17 protein-coding genes are annotated in these 14,961 nt (G+C 68.6%); 8 read left to right on the top strand and 9 right to left on the bottom strand.

The window, feature by feature from the left end:
• Window positions 1-47: 47 nt before the first annotated feature.
• Genes E3O48_RS03870 through E3O48_RS03860 form a run of 3 tightly spaced genes read right to left on the bottom strand, consistent with a single transcriptional unit; the run spans window position 48 to window position 1,401 of the window.
• Complete coding sequence (locus tag E3O48_RS03870; RefSeq protein WP_134537375.1) at window positions 48-890, bottom strand: SURF1 family protein; 843 nt, start codon at window positions 888-890, stop codon at window positions 48-50.
• Complete coding sequence (locus E3O48_RS03865) at window positions 887-1,114, bottom strand: hypothetical protein (protein ID WP_134537374.1); 228 nt, start codon at window positions 1,112-1,114, stop codon at window positions 887-889. Before E3O48_RS03865 ends, E3O48_RS03870 begins: the two co-directional genes overlap by 4 nt.
• A complete protein-coding gene (locus tag E3O48_RS03860) occupies window positions 1,111-1,401 on the bottom strand; it encodes a DUF3099 domain-containing protein (RefSeq protein WP_241974483.1) in 291 nt (96 codons plus the stop codon). The genes E3O48_RS03865 and E3O48_RS03860 overlap by 4 nt, the downstream gene beginning before the upstream one ends.
• Before the next feature lie 125 nt (window positions 1,402-1,526).
• Here E3O48_RS03860 and fabG point away from each other — a divergent pair, with 125 nt between their 5' ends.
• Window positions 1,527-2,237: a 3-oxoacyl-ACP reductase FabG gene (fabG, locus tag E3O48_RS03855; protein WP_134537373.1), complete on the top strand. Its 711-nt coding sequence runs from the start codon at window positions 1,527-1,529 to the stop codon at window positions 2,235-2,237.
• Here fabG and serB read toward each other — a convergent pair.
• Window positions 2,234-2,881, bottom strand: a complete 648-nt coding sequence (gene serB, locus E3O48_RS03850; RefSeq protein ID WP_134537372.1) for a phosphoserine phosphatase SerB — start codon at window positions 2,879-2,881, stop codon at window positions 2,234-2,236. The genes fabG and serB overlap by 4 nt on opposite strands.
• Window positions 2,878-4,122, bottom strand: coding sequence for a glucose-1-phosphate adenylyltransferase (gene glgC / locus E3O48_RS03845; RefSeq protein WP_134506578.1), 1,245 nt, complete (start codon window positions 4,120-4,122; stop codon window positions 2,878-2,880). Before glgC ends, serB begins: the two co-directional genes overlap by 4 nt.
• An 80-nt stretch (window positions 4,123-4,202) precedes the next feature.
• Between glgC and glgA the strand changes: the two genes are divergently transcribed.
• The 3 genes from glgA to E3O48_RS03830 all read left to right on the top strand — a co-directional run bounded on the left by glgA (window position 4,203) and on the right by E3O48_RS03830 (window position 6,626).
• Entirely contained in the window at window positions 4,203-5,384 is a 1,182-nt protein-coding gene (gene glgA / locus E3O48_RS03840) for a glycogen synthase (RefSeq protein ID WP_134537371.1), read from the top strand.
• Window positions 5,385-5,434: 50 nt separating this feature from the next.
• On the top strand, window positions 5,435-6,217 hold the full coding sequence (locus E3O48_RS03835; protein ID WP_134506574.1) for an ABC transporter ATP-binding protein: 783 nt from the start codon (window positions 5,435-5,437) through the stop codon (window positions 6,215-6,217).
• 157 nt (window positions 6,218-6,374) lie between these two features.
• Window positions 6,375-6,626: a type B 50S ribosomal protein L31 gene (locus E3O48_RS03830; RefSeq protein WP_134506572.1), complete on the top strand. Its 252-nt coding sequence runs from the start codon at window positions 6,375-6,377 to the stop codon at window positions 6,624-6,626.
• 109 nt (window positions 6,627-6,735) lie between these two features.
• Here the strand turns inward: E3O48_RS03830 and E3O48_RS03825 are convergent, their stop codons facing one another.
• Entirely contained in the window at window positions 6,736-7,422 is a 687-nt protein-coding gene (locus E3O48_RS03825; protein ID WP_134506570.1) for a 3'-5' exonuclease, read from the bottom strand.
• A gap of 70 nt (window positions 7,423-7,492) precedes the next feature.
• Window positions 7,493-9,190 (bottom strand): maltose alpha-D-glucosyltransferase, encoded by a 1,698-nt coding sequence (gene treS / locus E3O48_RS03820; protein ID WP_134537370.1) that lies wholly within the window; start codon window positions 9,188-9,190, stop codon window positions 7,493-7,495.
• A gap of 109 nt (window positions 9,191-9,299) precedes the next feature.
• Between treS and E3O48_RS03815 the strand changes: the two genes are divergently transcribed.
• Together E3O48_RS03815 and E3O48_RS03810 are read left to right on the top strand one after the other, a co-directional pair.
• The gene (locus E3O48_RS03815) at window positions 9,300-10,199 is read left to right on the top strand and encodes an alpha/beta fold hydrolase (RefSeq protein WP_134506566.1); all 900 of its coding nucleotides are present in this window, start codon (window positions 9,300-9,302) and stop codon (window positions 10,197-10,199) included.
• Complete coding sequence (locus E3O48_RS03810) at window positions 10,196-11,293, top strand: glycosyltransferase family 1 protein (RefSeq protein ID WP_134537369.1); 1,098 nt, start codon at window positions 10,196-10,198, stop codon at window positions 11,291-11,293. Before E3O48_RS03815 ends, E3O48_RS03810 begins: the two co-directional genes overlap by 4 nt.
• Here E3O48_RS03810 and E3O48_RS03805 read toward each other — a convergent pair.
• Window positions 11,281-11,880 carry a histidine phosphatase family protein gene (locus E3O48_RS03805; protein ID WP_134537368.1) on the bottom strand — a complete coding sequence of 200 codons (600 nt, stop codon included), beginning with the start codon at window positions 11,878-11,880 and terminating at the stop codon, window positions 11,281-11,283. The two genes, E3O48_RS03810 and E3O48_RS03805, sit on opposite strands and share 13 nt — an antisense overlap.
• Before the next feature lie 33 nt (window positions 11,881-11,913).
• On the bottom strand, window positions 11,914-12,765 hold the full coding sequence (locus tag E3O48_RS03800; RefSeq protein ID WP_134537367.1) for a Sir2 family NAD-dependent protein deacetylase: 852 nt from the start codon (window positions 12,763-12,765) through the stop codon (window positions 11,914-11,916).
• A 117-nt stretch (window positions 12,766-12,882) separates the two neighbouring features.
• Between E3O48_RS03800 and E3O48_RS03795 the strand changes: the two genes are divergently transcribed.
• Window positions 12,883-13,722: an RNA methyltransferase gene (locus tag E3O48_RS03795; protein ID WP_134537366.1), complete on the top strand. Its 840-nt coding sequence runs from the start codon at window positions 12,883-12,885 to the stop codon at window positions 13,720-13,722.
• Window positions 13,713-14,951 (top strand): D-alanyl-D-alanine carboxypeptidase family protein, encoded by a 1,239-nt coding sequence (locus E3O48_RS03790; protein WP_134537365.1) that lies wholly within the window; start codon window positions 13,713-13,715, stop codon window positions 14,949-14,951. Before E3O48_RS03795 ends, E3O48_RS03790 begins: the two co-directional genes overlap by 10 nt.
• Window positions 14,952-14,961 lie beyond the last annotated feature (10 nt).

Below are 14,961 nucleotides of genomic sequence, written 5' to 3'. Positions count from 1 at the left end.
CCGGGCGCATGGCATCCTGAGCCGGATGCCGTGCGTGCCAGGCAGGATCAGCGCGGGGAGTCGATCAGGTCGTCCTCGACCTCGGCGTCGCTGCGCGGCTTCGCGGCCTGCCGTCTGGCCCGTTCGAGGGCCCGGGCGCGTTCCTGCGGGTCGTCGGCGTTGACCGACCGGAACTCCTGGCGAATGGCCCAGCCCAGTCCGACGAACGCGAGCAGCGCGAAGACGAACCACTGGAACGCGTAGGACAGGTGCGGGCCCTCGTCCCGCGCCGGCCGGGTGACCGCCACCGGGCGTTCTCCCGGCGCCGGGTCCTCCGACTTCATCAGGCCGTAGGCGCCGGTGTAGGTCGGGAGGCCGAGTCGGCCCTGCACCTCGGTGAGGTTGATCGTGGCGATCTGGTTCCCGAGCGCCGAACGACCGGCCAGGGAGGGTTCGCCGGCCTTCAGCCGGGCGACGACGGTCACCTCGCCGTCGGGCGCCTCGGGGACCGACGCCGGCGCCTCCGGGGTGTCGCCGGTCGGCAGCCAGCCGCGATCGACGATGAAGACGGTGCCGTCCGTCAGGCGAAGCGGCGTGAGCACCTCGAAGCCGGGGTGGATGTTGAGCGGACGGTTCCGCACGATCAGTTCGTCGGCCTTCAGATAGGTCCCGGTGATTACGACGGGCAGCCATTTCTGGGACTCGGCGAAGGACTGGCGGTCGGGCAGAGCCTGCTCCAGCGGGATCGGCTCGGAGTCGAAGTTGGCGTCCACCTTGACGATCTCGGCCAGGGCCTCGGCCCGGCGGGCGAGCTGCCAGGTTCCCAGTCCCGCACAGATCGCGGCGAAGAGGATGGTGAGCGCGAGGTAGCCGGCCCAGCGCCGGGTGAACGCGAACTTCCAGCCGATCACGCCTGGTCCGTCTCGGCAGACAGGGGTGCAACCGTGAGCGGGAAGTCGCGCGCCGCCAGGAACTCCCTGAGGTAGTCGACGTGGAGGTCGCAGGCGAGCCAGGTCTTGAACCGGTCGCCCGTGTGGATGCGGGGATTGCGCCAGTCCAGTCGCCAGATCGCATCCGAGCGGCAGCCGGCCCGGGAGCAGGTCGCCGTCTCCAGGTCGGTGCCGAGTCCGATCACTGCGGGCCGCTCTCGTCCGGCTTGCGGTAGACCTCGATCGCGCCGGGCCGAACCACTGTGCCCGCCTGGGCGCCACCGTGCACGTTGGCCACGACGACGGCGAAGTAGGGCAGGAGGATGGCCCCGGCGGCGCAGACGAGCAGCCACCAGCCGTGCACGAACAGCATGAGCACGATGCAGATCATCCGAATGCCCATGGCCACCGAATACTTGATCATCCGGGCGCGTCGCTCCGCCTCCGGTGACGGAGGTAAAGAGGTGATCGACTGCTGTTTCATGAATGCCATCGCTCCGGTCAGCCGGCTAAAGATCCGCCTGATAAGCCTACGTCTCGTCGACCGACAAGGACGTCGTAAACTGAAATCTACGTGCGCGCGGCTGTCCGTTCGCTGGGAAAAGATTGGACCACCCCATGACGACTGTCCGGACCGTTCTCGTGACCGGGGGAAACCGAGGAATCGGCTTCTCCATCGCCGAGGAATTCGTCAAGCAGGGACACCGGGTGGCGGTGACCGCCCGCTCGGGCCAGGGGCCGGAGGGCAGCCTGACCGTGCGCGCGGACGTCACCGACGCCGCGTCGATCGACGCCGCGTTCAGCGAGATCGAGGCCGCGCTCGGCCCGGTCGAGGTCGTCGTCGCCAACGCGGGCATCACCCGCGACACCCTGCTGATGCGGATGACCGAGGACGACTTCACCTCCGTGATCGACACCAACCTCAGCGGCGCGTTCCGGGTTGTGAAGAGGGCATCCAAGGGGATGCTCAAGGGCCGCTTCGGCCGGATCGTGCTGATTTCCAGTGTCGTCGGCCTGTACGGTTCCGCCGGGCAGGTAAACTACTCCGCGTCCAAAAGCGGCCTGATCGGGCTCGCCCGGTCCGTCACCCGGGAACTCGGGGCCAGGGGGATCACGGCGAACGTCGTCGCGCCCGGCTTCATCGAGACCGACATGACCGCGCAACTGTCCGAGACCCAACAGGCCGACTACAAGAAGAGCATCCCGGCCGGTCGTTTCGCCACCCCCGGCGAGGTCGCCCGGGTGGTGACGTGGCTGGCCGGCGACGATGCCGCCTACATCTCCGGCGCGGTCATCCCCGTCGACGGCGGATTGGGCATGGGACACTAACCGCGCAGGCCGAGCACGGGCAGCACCTGGCTGAGGTCGCAGACGTCGATCGCCAGGTCGGCCCGGGCCCGCACCACGGGTTTCGCGTTGAAGGCGATGCCCAGGCCTGCCGCGTGCATCATCAGCAGGTCGTTCGCGCCGTCCCCGACGGCGACGGTCTGCCGGAGGGGCAGCGACTCGGCCGCGGCCCACTCCGTGAGGGCGGCCGCCTTGGCCCTGGCATCGATGATCGGACCGACCAGGCCGCCGGTCAACCGGCCGTCGATTGCCTCCAGCCGGTTCGCCCGCCAGTGGTCGAGGCCGAACCGGGCGGCGAGAGGGTCGAGGACCTCATGGAAACCCCCGGACACCACCCCGACGCTGCAGCCGTGGGCGTGCAGGCCCGCGATCAGGTCGTGCACCCCCGGCGTCGGCCGGATCAACCGTCCGACCTCCTCGAAGACCCCGGTGGACAGCCCGGCCAGGGTCTTCACCCGCGCCCGGAGGCTCTCGGCGAAGTCGATCTCACCGCGCATGGCCTGTTCGGTGACCGCCGCGACGAGTTCGAGGGAACCGGCGGCATCCGCCAGCAACTCGATGACCTCGTTTTCGATGAGGGTGGAATCGGCATCAAGGACAACGAGGAATCGAACGGGATCGGTCACGGCTGTACGTGCACGCCCTTGCCGACCACGGTGATGCCGGAATCGGTGACGCTGAAACCCCGGGCCAGGTCGCGGTCGCGGTCGACGCCGATCTGGGCGCCGGCACCGACGATGACGTCCTTGTCGAGGATCGCCCGGCGCACGATCGCGCCCGGCTTGATCTGCACCCGGTCGAAGACGATCGAGTCCACCACCTGGGCGCCGGAGTCGATCGCGGCCCACGGGCCGAGCACACTGCGTTCGATGTGCGCCCCGGAGATGACGCAACCGAGGGAGACGATCGAGTCGATCATGGTGCCGAGGGCGCCGTGCACGTCCCGGACGAACTTCGCCGGCGGCGAGTTCAGCTGCTGGCTGAAGATCGGCCACTTCTGGTTGTAGAGATTGAAGACGGGAAGCGCGCTGATCAGGTCCTGGTGGGCCTCGAAGAACGAATCCATCGTTCCCACATCGCGCCAGTAGTACCGGTCGCGGTCGGTCGACCCCGGCACCACGTTGCGCTGCAGGTCGTACACGCCTGCTTCGCCGCGGGACACGAAGTCCGGGATGATGTCGCCGCCCATGTCGTGGCTGGAATCGGTGCGCTCGCCGTCGCGGAGAACGGCCTCGATCAGCGCGTCGGCGTTGAAGACATAGTTGCCCATCGAGGCGAACACCTCGTGCGGGGCATCGGCGAGGCCGACGGCATCCTTGGGCTTCTCACGGAAGTCCCGGATGTGGTCCGGCGTGGCCGCGTCGACCTCGATGACGCCGAACTGGTCGGCGAGTTCGATCGGCTGCCGGATCGCGGCGACGGTGGCCTGCGCCCCGGAGGCGATGTGGGCGGCGATCATCTGGCTGAAGTCCATGCGGTAGACGTGGTCGGCGCCGACGACGACGACGATGTCCGGCTTCTCGTCGTGGATCAGGTTCAGGCTCTGCAGGATCGCGTCGGCCGAGCCGCTGAACCAGCGTTTGCCGAGCCGCTGCTGGGCGGGCACCGAGGCGATATAAGAGTTGAACAGGCCGCCGGAGACATGCCAGGTCTGCGAAACGTGGCGGTCCAGGCTGTGCGACTTGTACTGGGTGAGCACCACGATCTGGGTGAGCCCGGAGTTGATGAGATTGGACAGCGCGAAGTCAATCAACCGGTAGTGGCCGCCGAACGGCACTGCCGGCTTCGCGCGGTCCTCGGTCAACGGCATCAGCCGTTTTCCCTCGCCGCCGGCAAGCACGATTCCAAAGATCTTCTTCGACTCCATACCCTTACAGTAGGGCTATCCGGAGCACTGGACCAGCACGGATGGGTGTGTCCTGGGTCGGGCTGCGCTAGCTTTACTGCATGCGAGTGGATCTGTTGACCAAGGAGTACCCCCCGGAGATTTATGGCGGAGCCGGCGTGCACGTCGCCGAGCTCGTGCGCGCCCTGCGCACGGACATCGACGTCGTCGTTCGATGCTTCGGTGCGCCACGTGACGCCGCCGACACGTTCGCCTACGGCGTCCCCGCCCAGCTCAAAGACGCGAATGCCACGCTGGCCACCCTGGGCGTCGACCTGCAGATGGCCCAGGACGTGCAGGGCGCCGACATCGTGCACTCCCACACCTGGTACGCGAACGGGGCCGGCCACATCGCCAAGCTGCTCCACGGCGTGCCGCACGTCGTGACCGCGCACAGCCTCGAACCGCTCCGGCCGTGGAAGGCCGAACAACTGGGCGGCGGCTACCGGGTGTCCAGCTGGATCGAACGCACCGCGTTCGAGGGCGCGGATGCCGTGATCGCCGTCAGCGACGGCATGCGCCGCGACATCCTCCGCAGCTACCCGTCGCTCGACGAGGCCCGGGTGCAGACGGTCTACAACGGCATCGACCTCGACCGGTGGAGGCCCACCGTCGACCATGACATCGTGCGAGCCCTCGGCATCGACCCCGACCGGCCCGCCGTGGTCTTCGTGGGCCGGATCACACGTCAGAAGGGCCTGCCGTACCTGCTGCGCGCGGCCGCGGCCCTCCCCGCCGACGTGCAGCTGGTCCTCTGCGCCGGCGCACCCGACACTCCCGGGATCCTCGCCGAGGTCACCGCGGGGGTCGAAGCCCTGCAGCGCGAGCGCACCGGCGTCGTCTGGATCGACCGGCTGCTCCCGCAGCACGAGCTCGCGGCCGTACTCACCGCTGGAACTGTCTTCGTCTGCCCGTCGGTGTACGAGCCGCTCGGCATCGTCAACCTCGAGGCGATGGCCTGCGGGCTGCCCGTCGTCGGAACCGCCACCGGCGGCATCCCCGAGGTCGTCGCCGACGGCGTCACCGGCCGCCTCGTGCCGATCGACCAGGCAACCGACGGCACCGGCACGCCGATCGACCCTGACCGGTTCGTCGCCGACCTGGCGAGGACCCTGACCGAGGTGCTGTCCGATCCCGGACTCGCGGCGCGGATGGGCCGCGCCGGACGGGTCCGCGCGGAGGAAATGTTCAGTTGGAGCCAGATCGCCACCCGCACCCGGGAGATCTACGCCTCCCTGCTCTAGCACCGGCCGGGGCGTGCCCGGCGCCCGGCGACGGCAGATAACATGGCTGTATGGTCAACGTTCTTCACTTCACCGACGTCTCCGTCGTCCGGGCTGGCACAACCATCCTCGACTCAGTGAATTGGAGTGTTGAAGACAATCAGCGCTGGGTGATCCTCGGCCCGAACGGCGCAGGCAAGACCACGCTGCTGCAGATCGCGGCCGCCCTGATGCACCCGTCGAGCGGTCGGGCCGAAGTGCTCGAAGAGCCGATCGGCGGGACGGACCTGTTCGAGCTTCGCCCCCGGATCGGTTTCGCATCCACCGCGATGGCCCGCAAGGTTCCTGCCACCGAGAAGGTCCTCGACGTCGTCATGACGGCCGCCTACTCGGTGACGGGGCGGTGGAATGAGGAGTACGAGACGATCGACGAGCGCCGCGCCCAGCGCGTCCTCGCCGAATGGCGACTCGACCACCTCGCGGACCGGAAGTTCGGCACGCTCAGCGACGGCGAACAGAAGCGCGTGCAGATCGCGCGGTCGATCATGACCGATCCCGAGGTTCTGCTCCTGGACGAACCGGCGGCCAGCCTCGACCTCGGCGCCCGTGAAGAACTGCTTCGCCTGCTCGGCGGCTTCGCGAGCGAACCGAAGTCACCGGCCATCATCATGGTCACCCACCACGTCGAAGAGATCCCGGTCGGGTTCACCCACGTGCTGCTCCTGTCCGCCGGCCGGGTGGTCAGCGCAGGCCCCCTCGCCGAGGCCCTCACTGCCGAGGCCCTCACCGAAGCGTTCGGGCTGCCGATCGAACTGCGCGAAACCGACGGGCGCTTCAGCGCCCGTGCGGCCTGACCAGCCCGAACCCCGACGGAATGGCCGCCGCCGTGGCCTGGTTCTGCTAAACTCGACAGTCGGTCCTACGACCAGCTAGCTTTTCTGCCGCACCTGACGAGACTGTTCTCGCCATCGAAGCGCACCTCACCAATCGAACAGCAATAAGGAAGTCTTCATGAAGTCTGACATTCACCCCACGTACGCTCCCGTGGTTTTCCGCGACCTCGCGTCGGGTGCGACGTTCCTTACCCGTTCGACGGTCTCCAGCTCCAAGACCATCGACTGGGAAGACGGCGCCACCTACCCGGTCATCGACGTGGAAATCTCCTCCGAGTCGCACCCGTTCTACACCGGTAAGCAGCGCATCATGGACTCCGCCGGACGGGTCGAGAAGTTCAACTCGCGGTACAAGGGCTTCGGCAAGTAGCCAGCCGCCCCCCCAGCCTCGCGGCGACTCGCCGCGACGCAATAGTGAAGGCGACCAGCCAAGGCTGGTCGCCTTTTCTATTCTGAGCCGTCCGGGTCAGCGGCCCCGGTCAGCGCTCCGGCCAGCCGCCGGATGCGACGAACTCCGGGTCGCGTTCGCGGCGCATGTAGGCCTGGAAGCTCTCGGCCTGCTCGAGCGACCACTTCGCCTGCAGGTCATGCAGTTCGGAGACGGTGACCGGGAGCTTGGCCGCGTGGGAGCGCGCAATCGCCTGCGCGACCCGGCCGGCCGCGATCGCATCCGCGCCGGAATCGTGCGCGTCATCGAGGGCAACGCCGTAGAACGCGCTGGTCACCTCCAGGGTGCGCTTGCCCTTGCGGTAGCGGTCGACCGCCTTGTCGATCACGAGCGGGTCGACGACCGGCGACGGCGCCACCAGCGGAGAGACGCCGTGGCGCAGCGACTCCCGATTGAGCAGAGTGAGGTCGTAGGGCGCGTTGTAGGCCACCAGGGGAAGGCCGCGGCCGAGGTGCTCGCGGATGGTCGCCACGATCTCGGCAACCCCTTCGGCGGCCTCACGCCCGTTCTCCGCCGCGTACTCGGTCGTGATGCCGTGCACATTCGTGGCCTGAGCCGGGATCTCGATGCCGGGGTCGAGCAGCCAGTCCACCCGCTCGAGCACCTCCCCGGCCCGGTCGATGACGGCCACGGTCGCCGAGACGATCCGGCTCGTCTCCACGTCGATGCCGGTGGTCTCGAGGTCGAATACGGCCAGGGTGTCGCTCCAATTGCTCATGGGCACAGCCTACGGGCGACCACCGTCACTGCCGGCCGCCGAGCAATCACTACCACCCGCCGGGCAGCCGCTACCCGCAGTGTAGCCAGTAGAAGCTTTGCGCCCCGAGCGCCAGGGTGAGCACGCCCGCGTCATCGAAGCTCGGGAACACCGCACCGCCGAAGATGTCGTAGAGGCGCGTGCCGGCCAGGTCTGGGTCGTCGATCCGGAACGCGATCGGGTTGTGCGAGAAGCTGAACACGCAGAGGACCGTCTCCGGCTGGTCGCCGAAATTCGTGCCGGACCCGGCGTATTCACGGGTGAACGCGAGCACGGACTCGTGGTCGGTGGCCAGCACCCGGATCATGCCCAGGCCGAATGTCGGGTGGAGCTTGTGCACATGGATGACGTTGCGGATCCAGTGCAGCAGCGACCCCGACTGGGCCAGATGGGATTCCACGTTCGTCTGGGTGTAGTTGTAGACCAGCGACTGCACGAGCGGCAGGTAGAGCTTGCCCGGGTCGGCGGCGGAGAATCCGGCGTTCCGGTCGGGCGTCCACTGCATCGGCGTGCGTGAGCTGTCCCGGTCGGGCAGCCAGATGTTGTCGCCCATCCCGATCTCGTCGCCGTAGTACAGGAACGGGCTGCCGGGCAGGGCGAACAAGAGGGCGTGGGCGAGCTCCAGTTCGCGCCGGGAGTTGTCCAGCAGTGGGGCGAGCCTGCGGCGGATGCCGATGTTCGCGCGCATCCGTGGGTCGTAGGCGTACCAGCCGTACATGGCCTGGCGGTATTCCTCGCTGACCATCTCCAGCGTCAGCTCGTCGTGGTTGCGGAGGAAGACGGCCCAGCCCGCCGACTCGGGGATGTCCGTCGTCTCCGACAAGACGCGCACGAGTTCGTCGGCCCGCTGGGAGCGCAGGGAATAGAAGATGCGCGGCATCACCGGGAAGTCGAAGGCCATGTGGCATTCCGGCTCCGCGTCGGTGCCGAAGAACGCCGCCACCTCGCGCGGCCACTGGTTCGCCTCCGCGATCATGATCCGTCCCGGGTAATCCCGGTCCACCAGCATCCGCAGTCTCCGGACGAACTCGTGGGTGGGAGGTTCGCCCTCACCGTTTCCTTCCTCCGACTCGTACAGGTACGGAATCGCGTCGAGCCTGAACCCGTCGACGCCGAGGTCGAGCCAGAACCGGACGACCTCGTGGATCGCCTCGTGCACGGCCGGATTCTCGAAGTTGAGGTCCGGCTGGTGGGAGAAGAACCGGTGGAAGTAGAACTGCCGCCGGGCGGAGTCGAAGGCCCAGTTGGACTCCTCGGTGTCGGTGAAGATGATCCGGATGTCCGGGTACTTGTCGTCGCTGTCGCTCCACACGTAGTAGTCGCCGTACGGCCCGTCCGGGTTGTCCCTGGACTGCTGGAACCAGTCGTGCTGGTCGGAGGTGTGGTTCAGCGGCAGGTCGATGACGATGCGCATATTGCGCTCGTGGGCCTTCGTGACCAGCTCCTTGAACTCCTCGAGCGTGCCGAACTCCGGCAGGATCGAGCGGTAGTCCGACACGTCGTAGCCGCCGTCCTTCAGCGGGGAGGAGAAGAACGGCGGAATCCAGAGAGCGTCGATGCCCAGCCATTGCAGGTAGTCGAGCTTGGAGATAAGGCCGGCGAGATCGCCGGAGCCGTCGGCATTGCTGTCGACGAATGACCTGACCATGACCTCGTAGAAGACGGCGCGGCGATACCAGCGCGGATCGAGGGTGAGACCGGGAAGCTGGATGGGTGCGGTGAAGCTCACAGGATTCCTTCCGGCCCCGGGCTCTGATCGACGGGAACAGCACGAGTCTAGATTCACCGGTGCCGGGTCTGTCCAGCCCGATCGGAGAGTCAGCCCTAAACTGGGTCTGATGAACGTTCCTTCGCCGTATGACGAACTGCTCGCCCGGATTCCCGTGACCGTGCACACCGTGGCCGTGCTCGGAAGCGACACCCGGTACTGGGAGTACGGCGATCCGGCAGCGGCCACCACGATCGTGATGGTGCACGGGTTCCGCGGCGACCACCACGGCCTGGAGCCCGTCGTCGCACAGCTCCCCGGCTTCCGGATCATCTCCCCGGACCTGCCCGGCTTCGGCGAATCGGGACCGCTGACCCCGATCCGGCACGACATCGCCGGCTACGGCCGCTGGTTGTCCGAACTCGTCGACGTCCTGGCGATCCCGGGGCGCACGGTCATCCTCGGGCACTCGTTCGGCTCGATCATCGTGGCCGCCGCAATCGCGGGCGGCCTCACCGCCGACGAGGTCGTGCTGGTCAACCCGATCGCCGCGCCCGCGCTCTCCGGGCCGCGCGGCATCCTGACCCGGCTGGCCGTGTTCTACTACTGGGCGGCGGCGAAACTGCCCGAGCGGCTCGGTTTCGCCCTGCTCCGCAACCGCGTGATCGTGCGGGTGATGAGCATCACGATGGCCAAGACCGGCGACCGGGACCTCCGCCGCTGGATCCACAACCAGCACGACCGGTACTTCTCCGCGTTCGCCGACCGTTCGGTCGTGCTCGAGGCGTTCACCGCATCGGTCGGCTCCGACGTCAGCGAATTCGCCGCCGCCATCCCGCAGCCCACCCTGCTCGTCGCCGCCGACAAGGACGACATCACCCCCGTGGCGGCCCAGCACCGGCTGCAGGCGCTCTTCCCGAACGCGAGCCTGCGGGTGATCCCCGATGTCGGCCACCTGATCCACTATGAGGTTCCCGCCCAGGCCGCGGATGAGATCCGCCGTTTCCTCGCCCAGGAGTCTCCGGAATGAAGATCGTCTTCGACTGCCGGTACACCCGGTTCGACCGGCACGACGGCATCAGCCGGTACACCGCGGGCCTGGTCACCGAATTGGGCAAGTTGCACCCCGTGATCATGCTGATCAGCGACCACCGGCAGCTCGCCCTCCTGCCGGCCCTGCCCTGGCAGCTCGTGAGCGGCCCCACCAGCATCCGTGAACCGCTCGTCGCCCGCCAGGTCAACCGGCTGCATCCCGACGTCGTGTTCAGCCCCATGCAGACCATGGGGTCCTGGGGCCGCCGGTACCGGCTGATCCTCACCGTGCACGACCTGATCTACTACCGCAACCGCACCCCGCCGCGCGACTTCCCGGCCGCGGTCCGCCTGCTCTGGCGCCTGTACCACCTGGCCTGGTGGCCGCAACGGCTGCTCCTGAACCGGGCCGACGCCATCGTGACGGTCTCGGCGACCACCCGCGACCTGATCCGGGACCACCACCTCACCCACCGGCCCGTCACCGTGGTTCCCAACGCGGCCGGCGCGCTCAGTGCGGCTCCTGTGCAGCGCACGACGCCCGAAACGGGTCGGCTCGTCTACATGGGCTCGTTCATGCCCTACAAGAACGTCGACACGCTCGTTCGCGCCGTGGCCGGGCTGCCGGGGCACGAACTGCACCTGATGAGCCGGGTCGGCGAGTCCGAACGCGCCCGCCTCACCGAGCTCGCCCCCCAGGCGAGGCTGGTCTTCCACGACGGTGCCAGCGACACAGAGTACTCGGCGGTGCTCCGCAGCGCGACGGCGCTGGTGACCGCCTCCCTGGACGAGGGCTTCGGGATTCCGCTGGTCGAGGCGATGAGCCAGGGGATCCCGGTCGTGGTCAGCGACATCCCCATCTTCCGCGAGATCGGGGGAGACGCGGCGCTGTACTTCGACCCGGCCAGCCCGGACGCCCTCGCCGCGGCGATCACCCGGCTCGACCGGCCGGGGGAGTGGGCCGAACGTTCACGGCTCTCCGTCGCCACGGCGGCCCGGTTCACCTGGGCGGATTCGGCCCGCAGGCTCCTGGAGCTGATCACTGCCGCGCCGCGCCGCACTGAGCGGGTTTCGGGGCCTCAGCCGGTGTAGTGCGTGTTCTCGGCGAGGGTGCGTACGGTCGCATCGAAGTACTCGAGCTGCAGCCGGCCGTCGTGCCAGACGAAGTCGTGCACCGACCCATTGGCGATGATCTCGTCGTGGCGGGGCCGTTCACCGCCGGTGCTGTCGCGGATCAGGGTGCCGATCACGCCGCCGTGACAGACGACGAGCACGGACTGGCCGGGCCGGGCCGCGGCGACAAGGCCGAGCGCCGTCAGCACCCGGTCCAGCACCTCCTGGCGCGTCTCCAGTCCGGGCACGGCGACCCCATTGGGGAAGCGGGACTGCCGTTCGGCGAACGTGAGCCCCTCGATCTGGCCGTGGTGACGTTCGGTGAGCGCCTCGACCACCTCCGGCTGCGCCAGTTCGAGCTCACCGGCGATGATCCGCGCCGTCTCGTGCGCCCGGTCGAGCGGGCTCGTCACGATCGCGTCCCAGTGCCGGCTGCGCAGCCGCAGGCCCGTCTCCGCGGCCTGGGCCCGTCCGGTCGAATTGAGCGGGATATCCGTGCTGCCCTGGATCCTGGTGCGCAGGTTCCACTCGGTCTGCCCGTGGCGCACTATCGAGAGTCTGGTCATTGCCGCCGTTTCGTCATCCGCATGGACCGGGGGTCAGCCGACCAGACGGGCCGCGAGGCCCGCGAGAGTCTCCGACGTCCCGGCCTCCAGCTTAATCAACGCCCGGCCGTCTCCCTTGGTGACTCCGCGGTTGATGACGACGATCGGTAGTTTGCGACGCCTGGCCTGTTCAAGCAGGCGGATGCCCGAATTCACCACCAGGGAGGACCCGGCGATGACGAGGGCCTCAGCTCCGGCCACGAGGGCGGTCGCCTCGGTGAACTTGACGGTCGGCACCAGCTCCCCGAAGAAGACGACGTTGGGCTTGAGCATGCCACCGCAGACGGTGCAGGCGGGGATGACGAAGCTCTCCACGTCGGCGACTTCGGCGTCCCCGTCGGGCGCCACCCGCACGGCATCGGGTACGCCGAGGAACGGATTGTCCTTCTCGAGGCGGGCCGCGACGCTGTCCCGGCCGAACGCCTGGCCGCAGGCGAGGCAGACGACCAGGTCCATCGACCCGTGCAGGTCGACGACGTGCCGGGACCCGGCCCTCGTGTGCAGGCCGTCGACGTTCTGCGTGATCACCCCGGAGATCGCGCCATGCTGCTCGAGCCGCGCCAGGGACCGGTGGCCGAGGTTCGGTTCGGCCGCGCGGAACCGATGCCAGCCGAAGTGGCTGCCCGCCCAGTAGCGTTTCCGCGCCCGCTCGTCCCCAACGAAGGTCTGGAAATTCATCGGGGTGCGCACCGGCGCGCCCTTGCCCCGGTAGTCGGGGATGCCGGAATCGGTGCTCATCCCGGCGCCGGTGAGCACGGCGGTCTGCTTGCCGCGCAGCAGTTCCGCGACGGTGTCCAGTGCCTCGGCGGCGACCGCGTCGGAGACCGGAATCGTCTCGGTGGTCATGGTGCTCCATCCTCTGTCCCTCCGAGTCTAAACTCGCGGGTTTTGGTGTGGGTGACGGATCCGGCTGTCGGACCTGACAGGCTGGAGTCGCTCATTCCCTCGAAAGGCGCCATCGCTGTGCAGATCGTTCACATCACCGACCTCGACCTGCCCGGTCTTGCCGACTACGCCCGGCTGACGGATGTCGCGCTGCGGCGTGTCGCCGAACCGGCGGGGGGCCTCTATATCGCCGAGTCCAGCAAGGTCATCGTGCGGGCTCTGGCGGCCGGGCACCAGCCGCGTTCCGTGCTCGTCCAGGAGCAGTGGCTGCCCGATGTGCTCCCGTTACTGGCGGAGTGGCCCGACGTGCCCGTCTACGTCGGCGAGGCGGCCGTCCTCGAGAAGCTGACCGGGTACAACCTGCACCGGGGTGCCCTGGCCGCGATGCACCGCCCGCCCCTGGCCGCGGTCGCCGACCTGATCCGGGATGCCCGGCGCATCGTCATCCTCGAGGACATCGTCGATCACACCAACGTCGGGGCGATCTTCCGCTCGGTCGCGGGACTCGGCGCCGACGCGGTGCTGATCACCCCGCGCTGCGCCGATCCGCTCTACCGGCGCAGCGTCAGGGTCAGCATGGGAACCGTGCTGCAGGTGCCGTGGACGCGACTGCCCGAGTGGGGTGAGGCCGCACCGCTGCTTCACGCCGCCGGCTTCCACCTCGCCGCCCTGGCCCTGTCGGACGTTGCGGTGAGCCTGGACCGGTTCGCCGCGGACCCGCCGGAGCGCCTCGCCCTCATCCTCGGCACCGAGGGCGACGGGCTCAGCGCCCTGGCCATCTCCGCCGCCGACACGGTCGTCACGATCCCGATGCTGCACGGCGTCGATTCGCTCAACGTCGCCTCCGCCAGCGCCGTCGCCCTGTACGCCCTGCGCGTCCCGGCGCCGGCCGACGGTAGAATTGACGGATGCCGCTGACCCGACGCCAAACCTTCCGCCGTCGTCGCCTCGCCGCGATCGGGGTACTCGCGGTCGTCCTGGGCGGCGTCGGCTACCTCGCCGGCACCGGCCTGGCCCCGGTCCCCGAGGTCGCCGCGAGCCTCAGCCAGCCGGCCGCGCTGACCCAGCCCGCAGCCCAGCTGACCTGGCCGGGCGAAGGCTCGGGCGCCATCGGCGCGGTCGGCTACGACGGGGTGCTCGGCTCCGGCGGAGAGCAGGGCACCGTGCCGATCGCGAGCATCACCAAGATGATCACCTCGCTCGTCGTGCTCGACAAGAAGCCCCTCACCGGCAAGGAGGCCGGACCCGAGATCACCTTCACCGACAAGGACGTCGACATCTACTACGACGTGATCGCCGAGAACGGGTCCGTCGCCCCCGTCTCCGCCGGGATGGTCCTCAGCCAGCGCCAGACCATGGAGGCCATGCTGCTTCCCTCGGCGAACAACTACAGCATCTCCCTCGCGGTCTGGGCCTTCGGCTCGGTCGATGCCTACCTGGCCGCGGCACACGACTGGCTTGCCGCGCACGGCCTGGAGCACACGGACGTAACGGACACGAGCGGACTCTCCCCGGGCAGCAAGAGCAGCCCGTCCGACCTGATCGAGATCGGCAAACTCGTCGTCGCCGACCCGGCCCTCGCCTCGATCGTGTCCGAACGCACCGCCGACCTGCCCACCATCGGCACCGTCACCAACACCAACAAGCTCCTCGGCAAGCACGGCGTCACCGGTTTGAAAACCGGCACCACCGACGAGGCCGGGGCCTGCCTGCTCTTCTCCGCGGAATTCGCCGTCGGCTCCGAGATAATCACCCTGGTCGGCGTCGTGCTCGGCGGCACGGACCACACTGAACTCAACGCCTCCATCTCCGCACTGATCGAGAGCGTGAAGCCCGGGTTCCGGGAAGTCACCCTGACCGGCAAGGGCGCCGCGTACGCCTCTTACGACACCAAGTGGGGTCAGGAGAGCCGCGCGGTCGCCGCGAAGGCGGCATCCGTTCTCGTCTGGTCGGACACGCCGGTCACCGCCGCGGCCACGGCCCGTCCGATCACCCTCGGTGACGCCGGCGACACGGTCGGCGCGGTCGACTTCGCCGTGGGCGGCAAGACCATCAGTGTGCCCCTCGTGCTTGACAAGACCATCAGCGACCCTGGCCCCGAGTGGCGGTTCAGCCATCCCGGAGAACTGGCCGCCGCCGAGAAGTAGGAACCGGGCC

This window comes from Cryobacterium sp. HLT2-28 (assembly GCF_004402495.1).
GTDB lineage: Bacteria > Actinomycetota > Actinomycetes > Actinomycetales > Microbacteriaceae > Cryobacterium > Cryobacterium mannosilyticum.
Note: the sequence above shows the minus strand (reverse complement) of the source record. Positions and strands in the feature narration are given on the sequence as shown.